Source organism: Achromobacter aloeverae, from assembly GCF_004121055.1.
GTDB classification, from domain to species: Bacteria; Pseudomonadota; Gammaproteobacteria; order Burkholderiales; family Burkholderiaceae_B; genus Bordetella_C; species Bordetella_C aloeverae.
This window is the reverse complement of record NZ_PYAL01000001.1, coordinates 271,802-285,462: the sequence shown is the minus strand read 5'-3', so window position 1 is coordinate 285,462 and position 13,661 is coordinate 271,802. Positions and strand designations below refer to the sequence as shown.

Sequence of the window (13,661 nt, the reverse complement as noted above, 5' to 3'; positions counted from 1 at the left end):
CATGTCCTCCCCTCCGATACTGGAAATCCGCGATCTCAAGGTCTGCCTGCCCGGCACGGGCGACCGCCGCTACGCCGCCGAGGACGTCAGCCTGACCGTGGGCGAACGCGAGATCGTCTGCATCGTCGGCGAATCCGGTTCCGGCAAGTCGGTGACCGCCGGCGCGGTCATGGGCCTGCTGCCCAAGGACGTGCTGCGCAAGGAGAGCGGCCAGATCCTGCTGTCCGGCAAGGACATCACGCATGCCACCCTGGGCGAACTGCGCGCCTTGCGCGGCGACCGCATGGCGATGATATTCCAGGAGCCCATGACGGCCCTGAATCCCCTCATGAAGGTCGGCGACCAGATCGCCGAGATCTTCCAGTTCCACGGCCCTGCATTGAATGGGCGCGAGATCGAGCGGCGCGTGCTGGACCTGCTGGCCGACGTGCGCCTGCCATCGCCGCCCACGCTGCGCCACGCCTATCCGCACCAATTGTCCGGAGGCCAGCGCCAGCGCGTGATGATCGCCATGGCGCTGGCCATGGAGCCGGCGCTCATCATCGCCGACGAACCCACCACGGCGCTGGACGTGACCTCGCAAGCCCAGGTGCTGCGCCTGCTGCACGGCCTGCGCGAACGCCACAATACCGGCATCCTGTTCATCACCCACGACTTCGATGTCGTCGCCGAGATCGCCGACCGCGTCATCGTCATGCAGCAAGGACGCATCGTCGAAAGCGGCAATGCCGCCGACGTGCTGGCCCGGCCGCAACATCCTTACACGCGCAAACTGCTGGAGGCGGTGCCCAAGGGGGCCTTCGGCGCCGATGGGGCGGGCGGGGCGCGCGCGCCGCTGCTGCAGGTGGAGAACCTGGGTATGCGCTTCACCACCTCCAGCCTGTTCCGCGCGAAGCGCCGCGTGGTCGACGCGCTGGTCGATGTTTCGTTGACGCTGGGCGAGGGCGAGACGCTGGGCGTGGTGGGAGAGTCGGGATCGGGCAAGACCACGCTGGGGCGCTGCCTCGCCCATTTCGCGCATCCGACCAGCGGTCGCATCCTGATGCAGGGACAGGACATATCCCGGCTGACCCGCGCGCAGTGGCGGCAATGGTGCAAACGCATCCAGATGGTGTTCCAGGATCCGTATCGGTCCTTCAATCCACGCGTCACCATAGGCGCCGCGCTGGCCGAGGGCCCCATGAACTACGGCGAAACGCCGGCGCGGGTGCGCGAACGCATGCTGGAGCTGCTGGACCTGGTCAGCATCGACGCCAGCGCGCTGGAACGGTACCCGCACGAATTCTCCGGCGGGCAGCGCCAGCGCATCTCGATCGCGCGGGCGCTGATGATGGAGCCGCGCATCCTGGTCGCCGATGAAGCGGTATCGGCGCTGGACGTGTCGGTGCAGGCGCAGATACTGGACCTGCTGGAGACCGTGCGCGAACGGCTGGGGCTGAGCATGGTGTTCATCACCCACGACCTGCGCGTGGCGGCGCGGCTATGCCATCGCATCGCCGTGATGCAGCGCGGCCGCCTGATGGAAATCGGCAGCGCCGAGCAGGTATTCAGCCGGCCACGCAGCGCGTACACGCGTGAGTTGCTGGCCGCCATTCCCGGCCAGCAGCTGGGCATGGCCGCCACCGCCACCGCGGCGGCGGCCATGCCTGCCTAGCGACGGCCGATCGAACCGAACCGTTGGTCAAACGCATCAATCTCATCAAACGCATCAATCTCATCAAACCCCGTCCAGCCATCGTCCACCAAGCCGGAAAGAGGAAAGCGCAGTCATGAATCGTGTCGCCTTGCTGAGCCGCTCGGCCAACCTGGCTTACTTCCAGCCCTTGCTCAACGCGGTCGATCCGGGGCTGGAGGTCGTCACCTGGCCGGACCCGGCCTGCCTGCGAGCGGAGGTGGCGGTCTGCTGGAACCCGCCGCCGGGCGTTTATGCGCGCATGCCGGCATTGCGCCTGATCCACAGCATCGCCGCTGGTGTCGACAATGTGCTGGCCGGGCAGGACACGCGCGGCCTGCCCGTATGCCGGGTGGTCGATCCCATGCTGGCCCAGGGCATGTTGCAGTACGTGCTGTGGGCGGTGCTGCACTTTCATCGCAAGCTGGACCTTGCCATGGCCAACCAGCGGCAAGCCGTGTGGCAACGGCCGTGCCAGCAGGCGGCGGCCGATTTCCGCGTGGGCCTGATGGGACTGGGCGAGCTGGGCGGGCTGGTCGCGGCCACGCTGCCGGGGCTGGGCTATGCGGTGAACGGTTGGTCCCGCACGCCACGCGACCTGCCCGGCATACGCATGTTCAGCGGCGCCGATGGCTACGAGCCGTTCCTGCGCCAGACCGACCTGCTGGTCTGCCTGCTGCCGCTGACCGAGGCCACCCGCGGCATCCTGGACCGGCGGACCTTCGCGGCCTTGCCGTCCGGCGCCGCCGTGGTGAATTGCGGCCGGGGCGAGCACCTGGTCGCGGAGGACCTGATCGACGCCCTGGCGTCCGGGCATCTGCGCGGCGCGGTGCTCGATGTCTTCACCCAGGAGCCCTTGGCGCCGGACCATCCGCTGTGGCGTACGCCGGGCGTGGTGGTGACGCCGCACATGGCGACCATGGCCTCGTCCGAAACCGTCGCCGCGCAGGTCCTTGCCAATATCCAGCGGCTGCGCGACGGGCAAGCCCTGGTGAACCAGGTCGACCTGGCTCGAGGCTACTAGTGGCTTACGCCAGGACGACGGATCCGCGCCCAGCGTTTCCCGGCCGGAAATCGGCCGCGGCCTGGCCGGATCTCGCCGGCCCCGCGCTACCCGTGCATGCATCGCCGGCCCGCCGGGCCGCGGTTTGTCCCTCGCGCCGGCGCATCCGCGCCCCGCGCCATTGAACATCGCACCTTCCAGAGAAACTCCATGTACATCGAAGATCCCGCCTTCACCATCCCCACCGGCAAGCCGGCGCCCGTGGATCCGCAAATCGCCGAGTTCATGCGCCTGATGGCCAAGGACGCCGCCCGGTTCCCGCGCCGCGACACCCTCGGCATCGAGGAGGGACGCGCCAACGCCGAGCAGGTGCGCCTACCCTGGGCCCAGGGCGGCCCCGCGATGGCGAAGACCGTCGAGCACCGGGTCGGCACGCGCTACGGCACGCAGCTGCGGGTGCGCGTGCATTACCCCGCGCAGCGCAAGTTGCCCGGCGCCCTGGTCTATATCCACGGTGGCGGCTTCGTCCTGTTCAGCATCGATACGCACGATCGCATCATGCGGGAATACGCCGAACGGGCCGGCGTCGTGGTGATAGGCATGGACTACACGCGCGCGCCCGACGCCCGCTTCCCGCAGCCGCTGGAGGAGTGCATCGATGTATTCCATTGGGTCCACGACAACGCCGCGGAGCTGGACATCGATCCCCGCCAGCTTTTCCTGGGCGGCGACTCGGCGGGCGCCAACATGACCATGGGCGCCTGCCTGACCTTGCGCGATGCCGGCCTGTCGCGGGTCAAGGGCGTGGTCCTGAACTACGGCGGCTTCGGCAGCAACCTCTTCCGCAATTCGGTGGTGCGCTACGGCAGCGGCGAATACGGCCTGTCCCTGCACATGATGATCTGGTTCCGGGGCATGCACATGGCGCGGGGCGAGGACTTCATCAATCCGCGCGCCGATATCCTGCGCGCCGACCTGCGCGGCCTGCCGCCTGCCTACCTGGTGATCACCGAGTGCGATCCCTTGCACGACGACAGCATCGAACTGGAGCGCAAGATGCGCAAGGCAGGTGTGGACGTGCAGTCCAAGGTCTATCCCGGCACCGTGCACAGCTTCCTGGAGGCCGTGTCCATCGCCGACATCGCCGGCGTCGCCTTCGACGACACCGCGCGGTGGCTGCACGCCCACGCCTGAGGGCCGTCGCCATGTATACGCCACCGGCCTATGCCGAGCACGATCCGGCGACCTTGCGCGCCTTCATGCGAGCCCACCCCTTCGCCACGCTGGTGACCGCGACGGCGGCCGCCGACGGCGGGGCCGCCACCAATGCCACCCATCTGCCTTTCCTGCTGCGGCAACGGGACGGCGCCCACCTGCTGGTGACGCACCTGGCGCGCGCGAACCCGCAATGGCGCGACCTGCAGGCCGGGGCGCAGGCGCTGGTGCTGTTCCAGGGGCCGCATGCCTTCATCTCCCCTGGCTGGTATCACAACCGGCAGACCTTCCCCACGTGGAACTACACGGCCGTGCATGTGCGCGGCAGGCCGCGCCTGGTCGAGGCGCCGGAAGACGTGCGGGGGGTGCTGCAGGCCACCGTGGACACCTACGATGCGCCCCTGGGCGGCCCATGGCGCTTCGACGCGATGCCTGATACGCTCGTCCTGCCTCGCCTGAAGGCCATCGCGGCGTTGGAGATTCCGCTGACGCACGTGGAAGGCAAGATGAAGCTGAACCAGGACAAGTCGGTGGCGGACCGGCTGGGCGTGATCCAGGCGCTGGAGCGCCGGGGCGACCCCCAATCGATGGCGGTGGCCGGGTTGATGCGGGGGCAGGCCGACATGGCGGGGGAAGACTCGTGCGTGGCCGACGCCCGCCCGTGGACGTAAACCCTCATTCCGCGCCGTCTCCCCCTGGCCGATACTTTCGTCTTTCCGTATGGAGGTCCCGATGGACACCCCCCTGAACACCGAAGCGCAAGTGCGTTTCGAGCTGGCTGCGTTGTACAGGCTGGTCGCGCACTTCCGCATGACCGATATCATCGACACCCACATCAGCGCGCGCGTGCCGGGGCGCGAGGATCATTTCCTGATCAACCGCTACGGCGTGCTGTTCCACGAGATGCAGCCGCAAGACCTGGTGAAGATCGATGTCGAGGGCAATCCGGTGGACCCGGGCGACGATGAGGCCAACAAGGTCAACGCCGCGGGTTTCACCATCCATTCCGCCATCCACATGGCGCGCCACGACCTGGCCTGCGTCGTGCATACCCACACCGCCGACGGCATGGCCGTGTCCTGCCAGGAAGATGGCCTGCTGCCCATTACCCAGCATGCCTTGCGGTTCTACGAGCGGCTGGGCTACCACGACTACCAGGGCATCGCCCTGGACCTGGAGGAAAGGGAAAGCCTGGTCAAGGACCTGGGCGCCCACAAGGCCATGATCCTGCGCAACCACGGCCTGCTGGCCGCGGGTTCGACGGTGGCGGAAGCCTTCGTCAATATCTACTACCTGGAGCGCGCCTGCCAGGCGCAGGTCAAGGCGCAGTCGGGCGGCGGCAAGATCGTCTTTCCGTCGAAGGCGGTGTGCGAGCGCACGCGCGGCCAGTACGAGCGCCCGACCGCCATGGATTATTGCAATCGCGTGTGGACGTCGGCCCTGCGCCTGCTCGATTAGGCCATGCCCACCTTGCCGCTCAGGGCGCGCGCCGTGCCCATGATCAGCGGCGCGTATTGCCTGGCGAAGCTTTCCATCGTCCAGTCCGACGTCAGGCCGGCCAGCTGGATGGTGGCGATGGGCTGCTGGCGGTGGTCGAGGATGGCGGCGGCGATATTCAGTTCGCCGATCAGGCTTTCCTCCGCGGCCATGGCATAGCCGTCCTGGCGCGCCTGTTCGACATAGGCGCGGATGCGCCCGGAATCGTAGGTGGTCTTGGGCGTGGACGGGATGGACCGGCGGGACATGGTTTCCGAACGGACGATGATGTCCTCCGCCTGTTCCGGCGCCAGATGCGCCATGATGGAACGGCCGCCCGCCGTCTGCACGGTGGGCAACTGGCGGCCGACCAGCGTGCTGCTGAAGGTCTGCCGCTTGGTCTGGCGGCGCAACGCGAAGATGATGAAGAGGTCGTTGAACAGGCTGAGCTCCACGCGCTCGTTGGTGTCCTGTTGCAGTTGCACCACCAGCGGCGTGGCGCGCTCCAGCAGCGGTACGCTGCGCATGTAGTCGAAGGTGCGTTGCAAGATCTTCTTGCCGGGGGTGAACCCCTTGCCGCCGGCACCGCGCTCCAGGTAGCCCAGGCTCACGAGGGTGTGGGCCATGCGCTGGGTCGTGCTGCGGTCGAAGCCGGTCATCTCCATCAGCTCGTTCATGCTCATGGTCGTGGGGTGGTGTTCGAAGGCTTCGAGCAGTTCCAGGCCCTTGGCGAGCGATTGGACGAACAGGGGGTCGGGGCGGGACATGGCGATGGCGGAAACGGCAAGGCGCCGGACCGGTCACGATGCCTGGGCGCCTGAAGATTGAAATGTAGTCGTATGGTACTTCATATTAATACTTCGATCCTGTATTCCAGTCGCCTATACCGCGTCGCGCGCCAGCCGCAAGCCCGAGAACTGCCACCGCGCCGCAGGCGGAAAGAAGTTGCGATAGGTGGGCCGTGTGTGGCCCTCCGGCGTGGCGATGCTGCCGCCGCGCAGCACCAGCTGTCCCACCATGAACTTGCCGTTGTATTCCGCCGCGGCGCCATTCAGGGGGCGGAAGCCCGGATAGGGATCGTAGGACGACCGCGTCCACTGCCATAAGTGCCGCGACGCCTGGGTGAAGCCCGGCAGGCCGGCCGCGACTTCCCATTCGAACTCAGTCGGCAGGCGCGCGCCGGCCCAGGCGGCATAGGCGGCCGCTTCGTAGAGGCTCAGCTGGGCCACCGGCGCGTCCGGGTTCAGGGCTTGCAGGCCGTCCAGGCCGAACACATGCGTGCCTTCCAGGCCGCGGGCGCGCAGGCGTGTATCGCCGTCCATGAGCCAGTAGGCCGGCGCCCGCCACTCCTGCGCGCGCACGGTGGCCCAGCCGTCGGACAGCCAGAATTCCGGCCGCTCATAGCCCCCATCCTCGATGAAGCGGGCATATTCCCCGCAGGTCACCAGGCGACTGGCGATCTCGTAGGGATGCACATAGACGGCGTGGCGCGGCCGCTCGTTGTCGAAGGCGAAATCGGCCGAATCGGCGGGATGGCCGACCTCGACCATGCCGCCGGGATGGCGTAGCCACCGCGGCGGCGCGGCGGGGGCCTGCGTCGCCTTCGCGGCATGCGCCGGCCCGGTGGCGCGGTAGGCTGGCAGCAGGGGATTGCGCGAGAACGCGTGCAGGATGTCCGTCAGCAGCAATTCCTGGTGCTGCTGCTCATGATGCAGGCCCAGCTCCAGCATGGGCGCCAGCGCGGCCAGCACGTCCGCGCGCGCGGCGCCGATCAGCCTGCCCATGGCGTCGTCGACGTGGCGGCGGTAGGCCAGCACCTGGTCTTGCGAGGGGCGGGTGAGCATGCCGCGCTCGGGCCTCGCATGGCGCGGTCCCAGGGCTTCGTAGTAGGAATTGAAAAGATAGGGGAAGTGCGGGTCGAACAGCGCGTAGGCGGGATCGTGCTCACGCAAGACGAGCGTCTCGAAGAACCAGGTGGTGTGGGCCAGATGCCATTTTGTGGGACTCGCGTCCGGCATGGATTGGACGCACTGGTCCTCGGCGGACAAGGGTTCGGCCAGGGCCAGGCTGTGCGTGCGTACGGCGTCGTAGGCGGCGCGCAGCGCATCGCGTTGGCTGGACGGCTGGGGGCGGGGCAAGGTCATCGCTAGGCAAACTCCAGGTCATCGCCTGGCGGCCGCCTTGTGCGGCCGGGGCGCGGGCAGGGTCGTGCCGTCGCAAGGGCGGCGCGGCCGCTACGCAAGCCGCGCGCCCGCCAGGGATCAGGGCAGGGGATCAGTGTAGTCGTCCGTCAATGCCGGCGCCTGCGCATAGGCGGGAGTCAGCATGGGGACGCCGGTGCCATCGGCCGTGTCCGGCGTATCCAGCACGCCGCCGGCGGCCTCCATGACGGCCGACGCCAGGGCGGGCGGCGTCAATGACGCCGCGATATGCGCGGAAACGCCCTGGGACGACGTCAACCGCGAGGCGTCCAGGATGCGCGGGGAATCGGACGCCGACGCCAGCAGCGACGCCGCGCTGTCCGCCGTATCCTGCTCCTGCGCGACGCCATCCTCCAGCAGGTAGCCACGGTCCGCCACGTCCGTCGGGAAGTCCGGATTGCGCTCGGTAAACAGGATGCTGTAGCCCAGCGATTTCAGCGCCGTGATCGTCTGCCCCATGGTGCGCGCGGCCGGCCCCGGCAAGCCGGCGCAGATCTGGTCGAACAACAGCAGATTGGCGCCGCTGCGCAGCACGCGGGCCAACGCCAGCATCTGTTGCTGCGATTCGTCCAGGTTGACACCCGGCGCGGACCGGCAGCGGCGCAGCGACGGGAAGAGTTCGTAGATCTCCGTCAAGGACAGGCCGCCGCCCAGCACGCCTTCCAGGGGCAGGGGCAGCAGCAGGTTCTCCTCGCAGGTCAGGCCCGAGACGATGTCCGGTCGTGCGGGGCAGGCGGCAACGCCAAGATGGCTGACGGCGTAGGCGTCCAGCCCGATCGATTCGACGCCGTGGATGCGGATCGAGCCCGAGCGTGCCGGATTGTCTCCCAGCACCGCCCGCAGGGTAGCGGTGAGTTCGGCGCCATGACGGCCGAGCAGGGCCACCGCCTCGCCCGTGGCGACATGCAGGTCCACCCCGTGCAGGATCGGGGTGCGATTCTCGCTCGCCTGCAAACCGGTGATTTCCAGTGCGGGAAGCGTCATGACGGCTCCTTTCGGCCGAAGGCGGTATTCCAGGGGGTAAACGTGGGATGTATACCTTGGGAGCTTATGGGAAGTCCATGCGCGCTACACGTAGGGATTTCGCGGGGTAATGTGCGCGTCCGTTGGGCGCACGCATCAGACTTGAAAGTGGCTGTGAATTCAGTATCAAAGGGTTGCCATTATTGTGTCCCTCCAGGCCATGAGCTTATGAGCACGAGCGAGGGATGGCGCGCTAGGGATTTTGCCGCGACCGCATTAAGATGAGCCCCCGGCCGCGTCGGGCCGGGGACGTCATGCCATTACGCGATGTCACCACGTGATGCCATTACGTCATTCTTACGCCGTCGAGGACCTCACATGGGTAAGCACACCCGCAACGCCGAACACCCCATCTCCGAAATCTTCCTGGAACGTTGGTCGCCGCGCGCCTACACCGGCGAGACGATTTCCGAGGCCGAATTGCTCACCATGCTCGAAGCCGCCCGCTGGGCGCCGTCGGCGTACAACATGCAGCCTTGGCGTTTCATCTACGCGCGCAAGGGGACGGCGCATTGGGAACGCCTGCTGGCGGTGCTCAACGAGTTCAACCAGAGCTGGGCGCGTAATGCGTCGGCGCTGATCGTGGTGCTGTCGGCCGAAACCGGCACGCCGCCCGGCAAGGACCAGCCCGTGCCCAATGCGTCGCACAGCTTCGATACCGGCGCGGCGTGGGGTTTCCTGGCCCTGCAGGCCAGCCTGCAGGGCTGGCAGGCGCATGGCATGGCCGGCATCGACCGCGAAAAGGCGCGTGCGGACCTGGGCGTGCCGGCCGGCTACAAGGTGGAGGCCGCCGTCGCCATTGGCAAGCCGGGCGACAAGAGCACCTTGCCCGAGGCCTTGCAGGCGCGCGAAGGATATAGCGCGCGCCAGCCGCTGGCCAACGTCGTGGCGGAGGGCCGGTTCGATTTCTGATCCGCGGCATCCCGGCTCTTGCCCCACGCATCGCATGGCGCGGTGCCGGGTATTCGCGCCTCAGGCATCGCCCGAATGCGTCTTCTCCCAGAAGACCACGCGCCGATGCAGCGCGCGCATCAGCAGCGATCCCGTCAGGCCGATGACGGCCAGCAGGATCACGCCGGCGAACATGGTGGACAGGCTCATGCTGACCGACGCGGACGCGATCATGTAGCCCAGCCCCTGCTGCGCCGACAGGAACTCACCCACGACCGCGCCGATGAGGGCCAGCGAAACGCCGATCTGCAAGCCCGAAAAGATATCGCCGGCGGCCGCCGGCAGCTTCACATGCAGCAGCAGGTAGGTGCGCGACGCCGAGAACGCGCGGCACGCATCGAGCAGGTCGCGATCGGTGCGATTGATGCCGTTGACCGTGTTCACGAAGAGCGGGAAGAAGCACACCAGCGCCACCAGCACCACCTTGGACGCCATGCCGAAACCGAACCAGACGAGGATGATGGGCCCCAGCGCGACCTTGGGCGTGGCCTGCAAGCCGATCAGCACCGGATAGCAGAAGCGCTCGAAGGTGCGCGACTCGGCCAGCAGGGCGCCCAGCAGCACCGCCAGGATGCAGCCGATGGCATAGCCCGCGAAGGTTTCGCCCAGCGTCGCGCCGATATGCGGCCACAGGGTACCGGTGGCGAAGCCGTCGACCAGGGCATGCCAGACGCTAGCCGGCGTCGGCAGCAGGTAATCCGGGATCTTCAGCAGGATGATGGCGAAATGCCAGGCCGCGACCAGCACGGCGAGGCTGATCAGCGGATACAGGAAGTCGGTGAATTCAAGACGCTTCATGGCTGAAATGGCGGCGCAGGTGATGGCAGGCGGCGTTGAAGGCCGCGTCGCCCAGGGTTTCGAGCGTGCGGGGACGCGGCAGGCCGGGCCGGTAGTCTTCGACGATGCGGCCGGGGCGCGGCGACATCACCAGGATGCGATCGGCCAGGAAAACCGCTTCCGGAATACTGTGCGTAATGAACAGCACCGATTTTCGTTGCTGGCTCCAGATGCGTTGCAGTTCCAGCGTCAGCGCTTCCCGCGTCAAGGCATCGAGGGCGGCGAAAGGCTCGTCCATCAATAGCACATCGGGGTCGGGCAGCAGCATGCGGGCGATGCCCACGCGCTGCTGCATGCCGCCGGACAGCTCGCCCGGGTAGTTGCCCGCGTAGCCGTCCAGGCCGACCAGCTTGAGCAGGGCCGCCGCCCGCTCGCGCGCCGCCGGCATGGGCAGGCCCAGCGTGGTGGCGGGCAGCAGCACGTTGTCCTGCACGTTTTTCCAGGGCAGCAGCAGTGGTTTCTGGAACACCACGCCGGTGCGGCGGCTGGGCTTGAGCACGGGTTGGCCGCCCAGCGTCAAGCGGCCGGTGGTGGGCGCCAGCAGGCCGGATGCCAGCTTCAGCAAGGTGGACTTGCCGCAACCGGACGGTCCGAGGACCGCCACGAATTCGCCGGACTCGATATCCAGGTCCACCGGGCCCAGTGCGTGGATGGCGCCGCGACGGGTAGGGTAGGTGAGCGTGACGTCCTTCAACGACAAGGCCCCGTGGCCCACGGCCGCAGGCTCCTCCCCAAGGGAGGATTCGGACTTGGGGCGGCCCGGCGTCGTGATGGGGCCCTCCTGTCGCTGCGCGACGTCCTCCCCAAGGGAGGATTCGGACTTGAGGCGGCCCGGCGTCGTGATGGGGCCCTCCTGTCGCTGCGCGACGTCCTCCCCAAGGGAGGATTCGGACTTGGGGCGGCCCGGCGTCCTCATGCGCTGGCCTCCGCCAGGAAGTCGACCGCTGCCTGCCACGATGCCGTGTTGGCCCGCGCATTGGCCAGGGGCGTGCCGCCGCCGGTCAGCACGACGCCGGCGACGGGATGGGGCTTGGCGATGAGCGTGGTGGGCTGGTTGGGCAGGCCGATGGCGTGTCCCGCGCCTTCACCGCGGACATGGCGATAGGGCCAGCGATGGCCGTTGGCGCGCAGGGCGTCGACGATCTGTTCGCTGTACAGCGAGGACGGCCAGAAACCGTCGTCGGTACCGGAAATCAACAGCACCGGCCCCTTGATGCGCTCGACGGGGATGCGCGCGGCCGCCACGGCGTCGGCGTTGCGCAGCACGCTGAGGAAAGCCGGCGCCTGGCGCACGGGCTGGCCGTCGGCGGGCACCTGGTCGAAGGCGGCCCAGTCGGCGTCCGGATTGTCCTTCCACACATTGGGCAGCGGCTGGCCCTGCCACGTCCAGACCGGCGAATCGGGCGCTTCGCCCGGACGGCCGGCGCGCAGGGTGCCATGCACCACGATGCTGGGCACATAGGCGATCACGGCGCTGACCAGTTCGGGAAAGCGCGCGCCCAGCAGCAGCGCCAGTTCGCCGCCGCGCGACTGGCCGGTGACGGCGACGAAGCCCTTGCGCGGCGCCAGTTCCGCGCGCACCCAGCGCAGCGCGCGTTCGAAGTATTCCAGCGGCGTGCCGGAAATATGGTCAGGCAGGCCAGGCGCCTTGAAATAGCCCAGCGCGAAGGCGGTATAGCCGTGCGCGGCCCATTGCGACGCGCGTTGCAGCGGAACGCCGCCGCCCGAGCCGTTCATCACCACGATGGCCGGGTGCGGGCCGGCCCCGGCGGGCGTGAAGACCGTGCCCACGATGCCCTCGACATTGACCTCGCGGCGCTGGACGCCCTCGACCACGTAGCGCTGGATGAAATCGGCTTGCGCCGACTCGCCGTCCGCGCCGCGCGCCTGCACCGCGATGGTCAGCGGTTCGACCTCATCGGTACGCGCGGGCGCGCTGGGCGGTTGCACGCGGCGCATGGACCACACCAGGCCCATGGCGTCCGCCACATCCCAGTCGCCGGCCGACGGCGCCTGCTGGTCGAGGTCGATGCGGCCATCGTCGCCGACGGCCAGGGTGGCCTCGCTGAGCCAGACGCTGCCGTCGGGATGGCGCAGTTCCGCCGTCAAGCGCACCGGACCTGGCGCATAGCCTTCCAGGACGATGCGGCGACGGACATCCAGCGCGGCGTCGTGCGGGCTGACCTGGATCGTGGGCTTGCTCATTTGGCCTCCCGTGCCTTCGCGCGCACGGCGTCGGCGTCGAAATCGTTGATCTTGGCGATGAGTTCGTTGGAGAAGATCTTGTCGACGGGCACGTCCGCCGACGGATATTCCTTGGCCTGGGCCATTGCCTCGATGCCGGCGCGGATGGCCTTCAGGTCGTACTGGCCGGGCACGCGCGCCTGGCCGGATGCCGTGTGCAGCACCCGGCGCAGGCGATTGGTGACCAAGGTGGTCGCGTCGGCCAGCGCCTTGGCTTCATCGCCGGCGGGCTTGGACTGCGGGTAGGCGCGCCAGAATGCACGGACGCAGAATCCGGGATTGGCTTCGCAGGCGATCTGGCCCTTGGTATAGGCGCGCGCGAAGCGCACCATCAGGTCGGGGTGGTCGCGGAAGGTGTCGACGTGGGCGATGAAGCCGTTGCCGGCGGTTTCGTCGAAGACCTTGGGATAGGCGATGCGGCGTATGGGCGTGCCGGACAGTTCCAGCTGGTCATCCCAGCTGCTGTTGAAGTTCAGCGCGTCGACCTGGTGCGTCTTCAGGGCCTGGAAGCCCGCGGCCAGCGCGCCGACGGCCACGTAGTTGACGTTGACCCCGGGCTCCAGTCCGGCCGTGCGCAGCGCCGCGCGACCGCCGGGAATGGTGCCCCAGGTCAATGCGCCCACGCCTATCTTCTTGCCCTTGAGGTCCTGCAGGGTCTTGATGGGCGAGTCGGCCAGCACCGCGAATTCCATGGTGTTGGCCGGCACGCCGTTATAGAAGTAGCGCAGCGGCAGGATGTCCTTGCCCGCGAAGTAGCTGGAGATCACGGGTTCGGACGTGGGATAGCCGAAGGTCACGCGCTTGGCCGCGACTTGCGGCAGCAGGGCGCCGGCGCCCTGGAACACGATGGTCTTGACCGACAGGTTTTCTTCCTTGAAGAAACCCAGTTCCTCGGCCGCGGCGTAGGGCGCGCCGTCATGCACGGCCGCTGGCACGGCCAGGGCCACGGTGACGTCGTCCAGGGCCAGTGCCGGCGCGGCGGCCGTGCCGAGGACGAGCGCGGCGAGTAGGGGGTGAACGCGAATACGCATGGAGGTGT

Annotated in this window: 13 protein-coding genes; 6 read left to right on the top strand and 7 right to left on the bottom strand. The window is 68.1% G+C overall.

The window, feature by feature from the left end; all coding sequences use genetic code 11:
* The first annotated feature begins 1 nt into the window (after position 1).
* The 5 genes from C7R54_RS01290 to C7R54_RS01270 all read left to right on the top strand — a co-directional run bounded on the left by C7R54_RS01290 (position 2) and on the right by C7R54_RS01270 (position 5,348).
* Positions 2 to 1,654 (top strand): ABC transporter ATP-binding protein, encoded by a 1,653-nt coding sequence (locus C7R54_RS01290; RefSeq protein WP_129148385.1) that lies wholly within the window; start codon positions 2 to 4, stop codon positions 1,652 to 1,654.
* 115 nt (positions 1,655 to 1,769) lie between these two features.
* On the top strand, positions 1,770 to 2,696 hold the full coding sequence (locus C7R54_RS01285) for a 2-hydroxyacid dehydrogenase (RefSeq protein ID WP_129148384.1): 927 nt from the start codon (positions 1,770 to 1,772) through the stop codon (positions 2,694 to 2,696).
* 189 nt (positions 2,697 to 2,885) lie between these two features.
* Positions 2,886 to 3,869, top strand: a complete 984-nt coding sequence (locus C7R54_RS01280) for an alpha/beta hydrolase fold domain-containing protein (protein ID WP_129148383.1) — start codon at positions 2,886 to 2,888, stop codon at positions 3,867 to 3,869.
* An 11-nt stretch (positions 3,870 to 3,880) separates the two neighbouring features.
* The gene (locus C7R54_RS01275; protein WP_129148382.1) at positions 3,881 to 4,561 is read left to right on the top strand and encodes an FMN-binding negative transcriptional regulator; all 681 of its coding nucleotides are present in this window, start codon (positions 3,881 to 3,883) and stop codon (positions 4,559 to 4,561) included.
* 61 nt (positions 4,562 to 4,622) lie between these two features.
* The gene (locus C7R54_RS01270; protein WP_129148381.1) at positions 4,623 to 5,348 is read left to right on the top strand and encodes a class II aldolase/adducin family protein; all 726 of its coding nucleotides are present in this window, start codon (positions 4,623 to 4,625) and stop codon (positions 5,346 to 5,348) included.
* Here the strand turns inward: C7R54_RS01270 and C7R54_RS01265 are convergent.
* The 3 genes from C7R54_RS01265 to C7R54_RS01255 form a co-directional block, all read right to left on the bottom strand.
* Complete coding sequence (locus tag C7R54_RS01265; RefSeq protein ID WP_129148380.1) at positions 5,345 to 6,133, bottom strand: IclR family transcriptional regulator; 789 nt, start codon at positions 6,131 to 6,133, stop codon at positions 5,345 to 5,347. The genes C7R54_RS01270 and C7R54_RS01265 overlap by 4 nt on opposite strands.
* Before the next feature lie 114 nt (positions 6,134 to 6,247).
* Positions 6,248 to 7,510 (bottom strand): ergothioneine biosynthesis protein EgtB, encoded by a 1,263-nt coding sequence (gene egtB, locus C7R54_RS01260; protein WP_129148379.1) that lies wholly within the window; start codon positions 7,508 to 7,510, stop codon positions 6,248 to 6,250.
* 117 nt (positions 7,511 to 7,627) lie between these two features.
* On the bottom strand, positions 7,628 to 8,551 hold the full coding sequence (locus C7R54_RS01255) for an ATP-binding cassette domain-containing protein (protein WP_129148378.1): 924 nt from the start codon (positions 8,549 to 8,551) through the stop codon (positions 7,628 to 7,630).
* Positions 8,552 to 8,908: 357 nt separating this feature from the next.
* Here C7R54_RS01255 and C7R54_RS01250 point away from each other — a divergent pair, with 357 nt between their 5' ends.
* Positions 8,909 to 9,502: a nitroreductase family protein gene (locus C7R54_RS01250; RefSeq protein ID WP_129148377.1), complete on the top strand. Its 594-nt coding sequence runs from the start codon at positions 8,909 to 8,911 to the stop codon at positions 9,500 to 9,502.
* A gap of 60 nt (positions 9,503 to 9,562) precedes the next feature.
* On the opposite strand, the gene C7R54_RS01245 is transcribed toward C7R54_RS01250, so the two are convergent.
* The 4 genes from C7R54_RS01245 to C7R54_RS01230 are packed head-to-tail and all read right to left on the bottom strand — an operon-like array spanning position 9,563 to position 13,653.
* Positions 9,563 to 10,339 (bottom strand): ABC transporter permease, encoded by a 777-nt coding sequence (locus C7R54_RS01245; protein ID WP_129148376.1) that lies wholly within the window; start codon positions 10,337 to 10,339, stop codon positions 9,563 to 9,565.
* The gene (locus C7R54_RS01240) at positions 10,326 to 11,294 is read right to left on the bottom strand and encodes an ABC transporter ATP-binding protein (protein ID WP_204524276.1); all 969 of its coding nucleotides are present in this window, start codon (positions 11,292 to 11,294) and stop codon (positions 10,326 to 10,328) included. The genes C7R54_RS01245 and C7R54_RS01240 overlap by 14 nt, the downstream gene beginning before the upstream one ends.
* Positions 11,291 to 12,583, bottom strand: coding sequence for an acyl-CoA thioester hydrolase/BAAT C-terminal domain-containing protein (locus C7R54_RS01235; RefSeq protein ID WP_129148375.1), 1,293 nt, complete (start codon positions 12,581 to 12,583; stop codon positions 11,291 to 11,293). The genes C7R54_RS01240 and C7R54_RS01235 overlap by 4 nt, the downstream gene beginning before the upstream one ends.
* Complete coding sequence (locus C7R54_RS01230; protein ID WP_129148374.1) at positions 12,580 to 13,653, bottom strand: ABC transporter substrate-binding protein; 1,074 nt, start codon at positions 13,651 to 13,653, stop codon at positions 12,580 to 12,582. Before C7R54_RS01230 ends, C7R54_RS01235 begins: the two co-directional genes overlap by 4 nt.
* Positions 13,654 to 13,661 lie beyond the last annotated feature (8 nt).

Excerpts from the sequence above, each read along its gene's own strand:
- C7R54_RS01290 (WP_129148385.1), top strand. The coding sequence starts at position 2 with ATGTCCTCCCCTCCGATACTGGAAATCCGCGATCTCAAGGTCTGCCTG.
- C7R54_RS01285 (WP_129148384.1), top strand. The coding sequence starts at position 1,770 with ATGAATCGTGTCGCCTTGCTGAGCCGCTCGGCCAACCTGGCTTACTTC.
- C7R54_RS01280 (WP_129148383.1), top strand. The coding sequence starts at position 2,886 with ATGTACATCGAAGATCCCGCCTTCACCATCCCCACCGGCAAGCCGGCG.
- C7R54_RS01275 (WP_129148382.1), top strand. The coding sequence starts at position 3,881 with ATGTATACGCCACCGGCCTATGCCGAGCACGATCCGGCGACCTTGCGC.
- C7R54_RS01270 (WP_129148381.1), top strand. The coding sequence starts at position 4,623 with ATGGACACCCCCCTGAACACCGAAGCGCAAGTGCGTTTCGAGCTGGCT.
- C7R54_RS01265 (WP_129148380.1), bottom strand. The coding sequence starts at position 6,133 with ATGTCCCGCCCCGACCCCCTGTTCGTCCAATCGCTCGCCAAGGGCCTG.
- egtB (WP_129148379.1), bottom strand. The coding sequence starts at position 7,510 with ATGACCTTGCCCCGCCCCCAGCCGTCCAGCCAACGCGATGCGCTGCGC.
- C7R54_RS01255 (WP_129148378.1), bottom strand. The coding sequence starts at position 8,551 with ATGACGCTTCCCGCACTGGAAATCACCGGTTTGCAGGCGAGCGAGAAT.
- C7R54_RS01250 (WP_129148377.1), top strand. The coding sequence starts at position 8,909 with ATGGGTAAGCACACCCGCAACGCCGAACACCCCATCTCCGAAATCTTC.
- C7R54_RS01245 (WP_129148376.1), bottom strand. The coding sequence starts at position 10,339 with ATGAAGCGTCTTGAATTCACCGACTTCCTGTATCCGCTGATCAGCCTC.
- C7R54_RS01240 (WP_204524276.1), bottom strand. The coding sequence starts at position 11,294 with ATGAGGACGCCGGGCCGCCCCAAGTCCGAATCCTCCCTTGGGGAGGAC.
- C7R54_RS01235 (WP_129148375.1), bottom strand. The coding sequence starts at position 12,583 with ATGAGCAAGCCCACGATCCAGGTCAGCCCGCACGACGCCGCGCTGGAT.
- C7R54_RS01230 (WP_129148374.1), bottom strand. The coding sequence starts at position 13,653 with ATGCGTATTCGCGTTCACCCCCTACTCGCCGCGCTCGTCCTCGGCACG.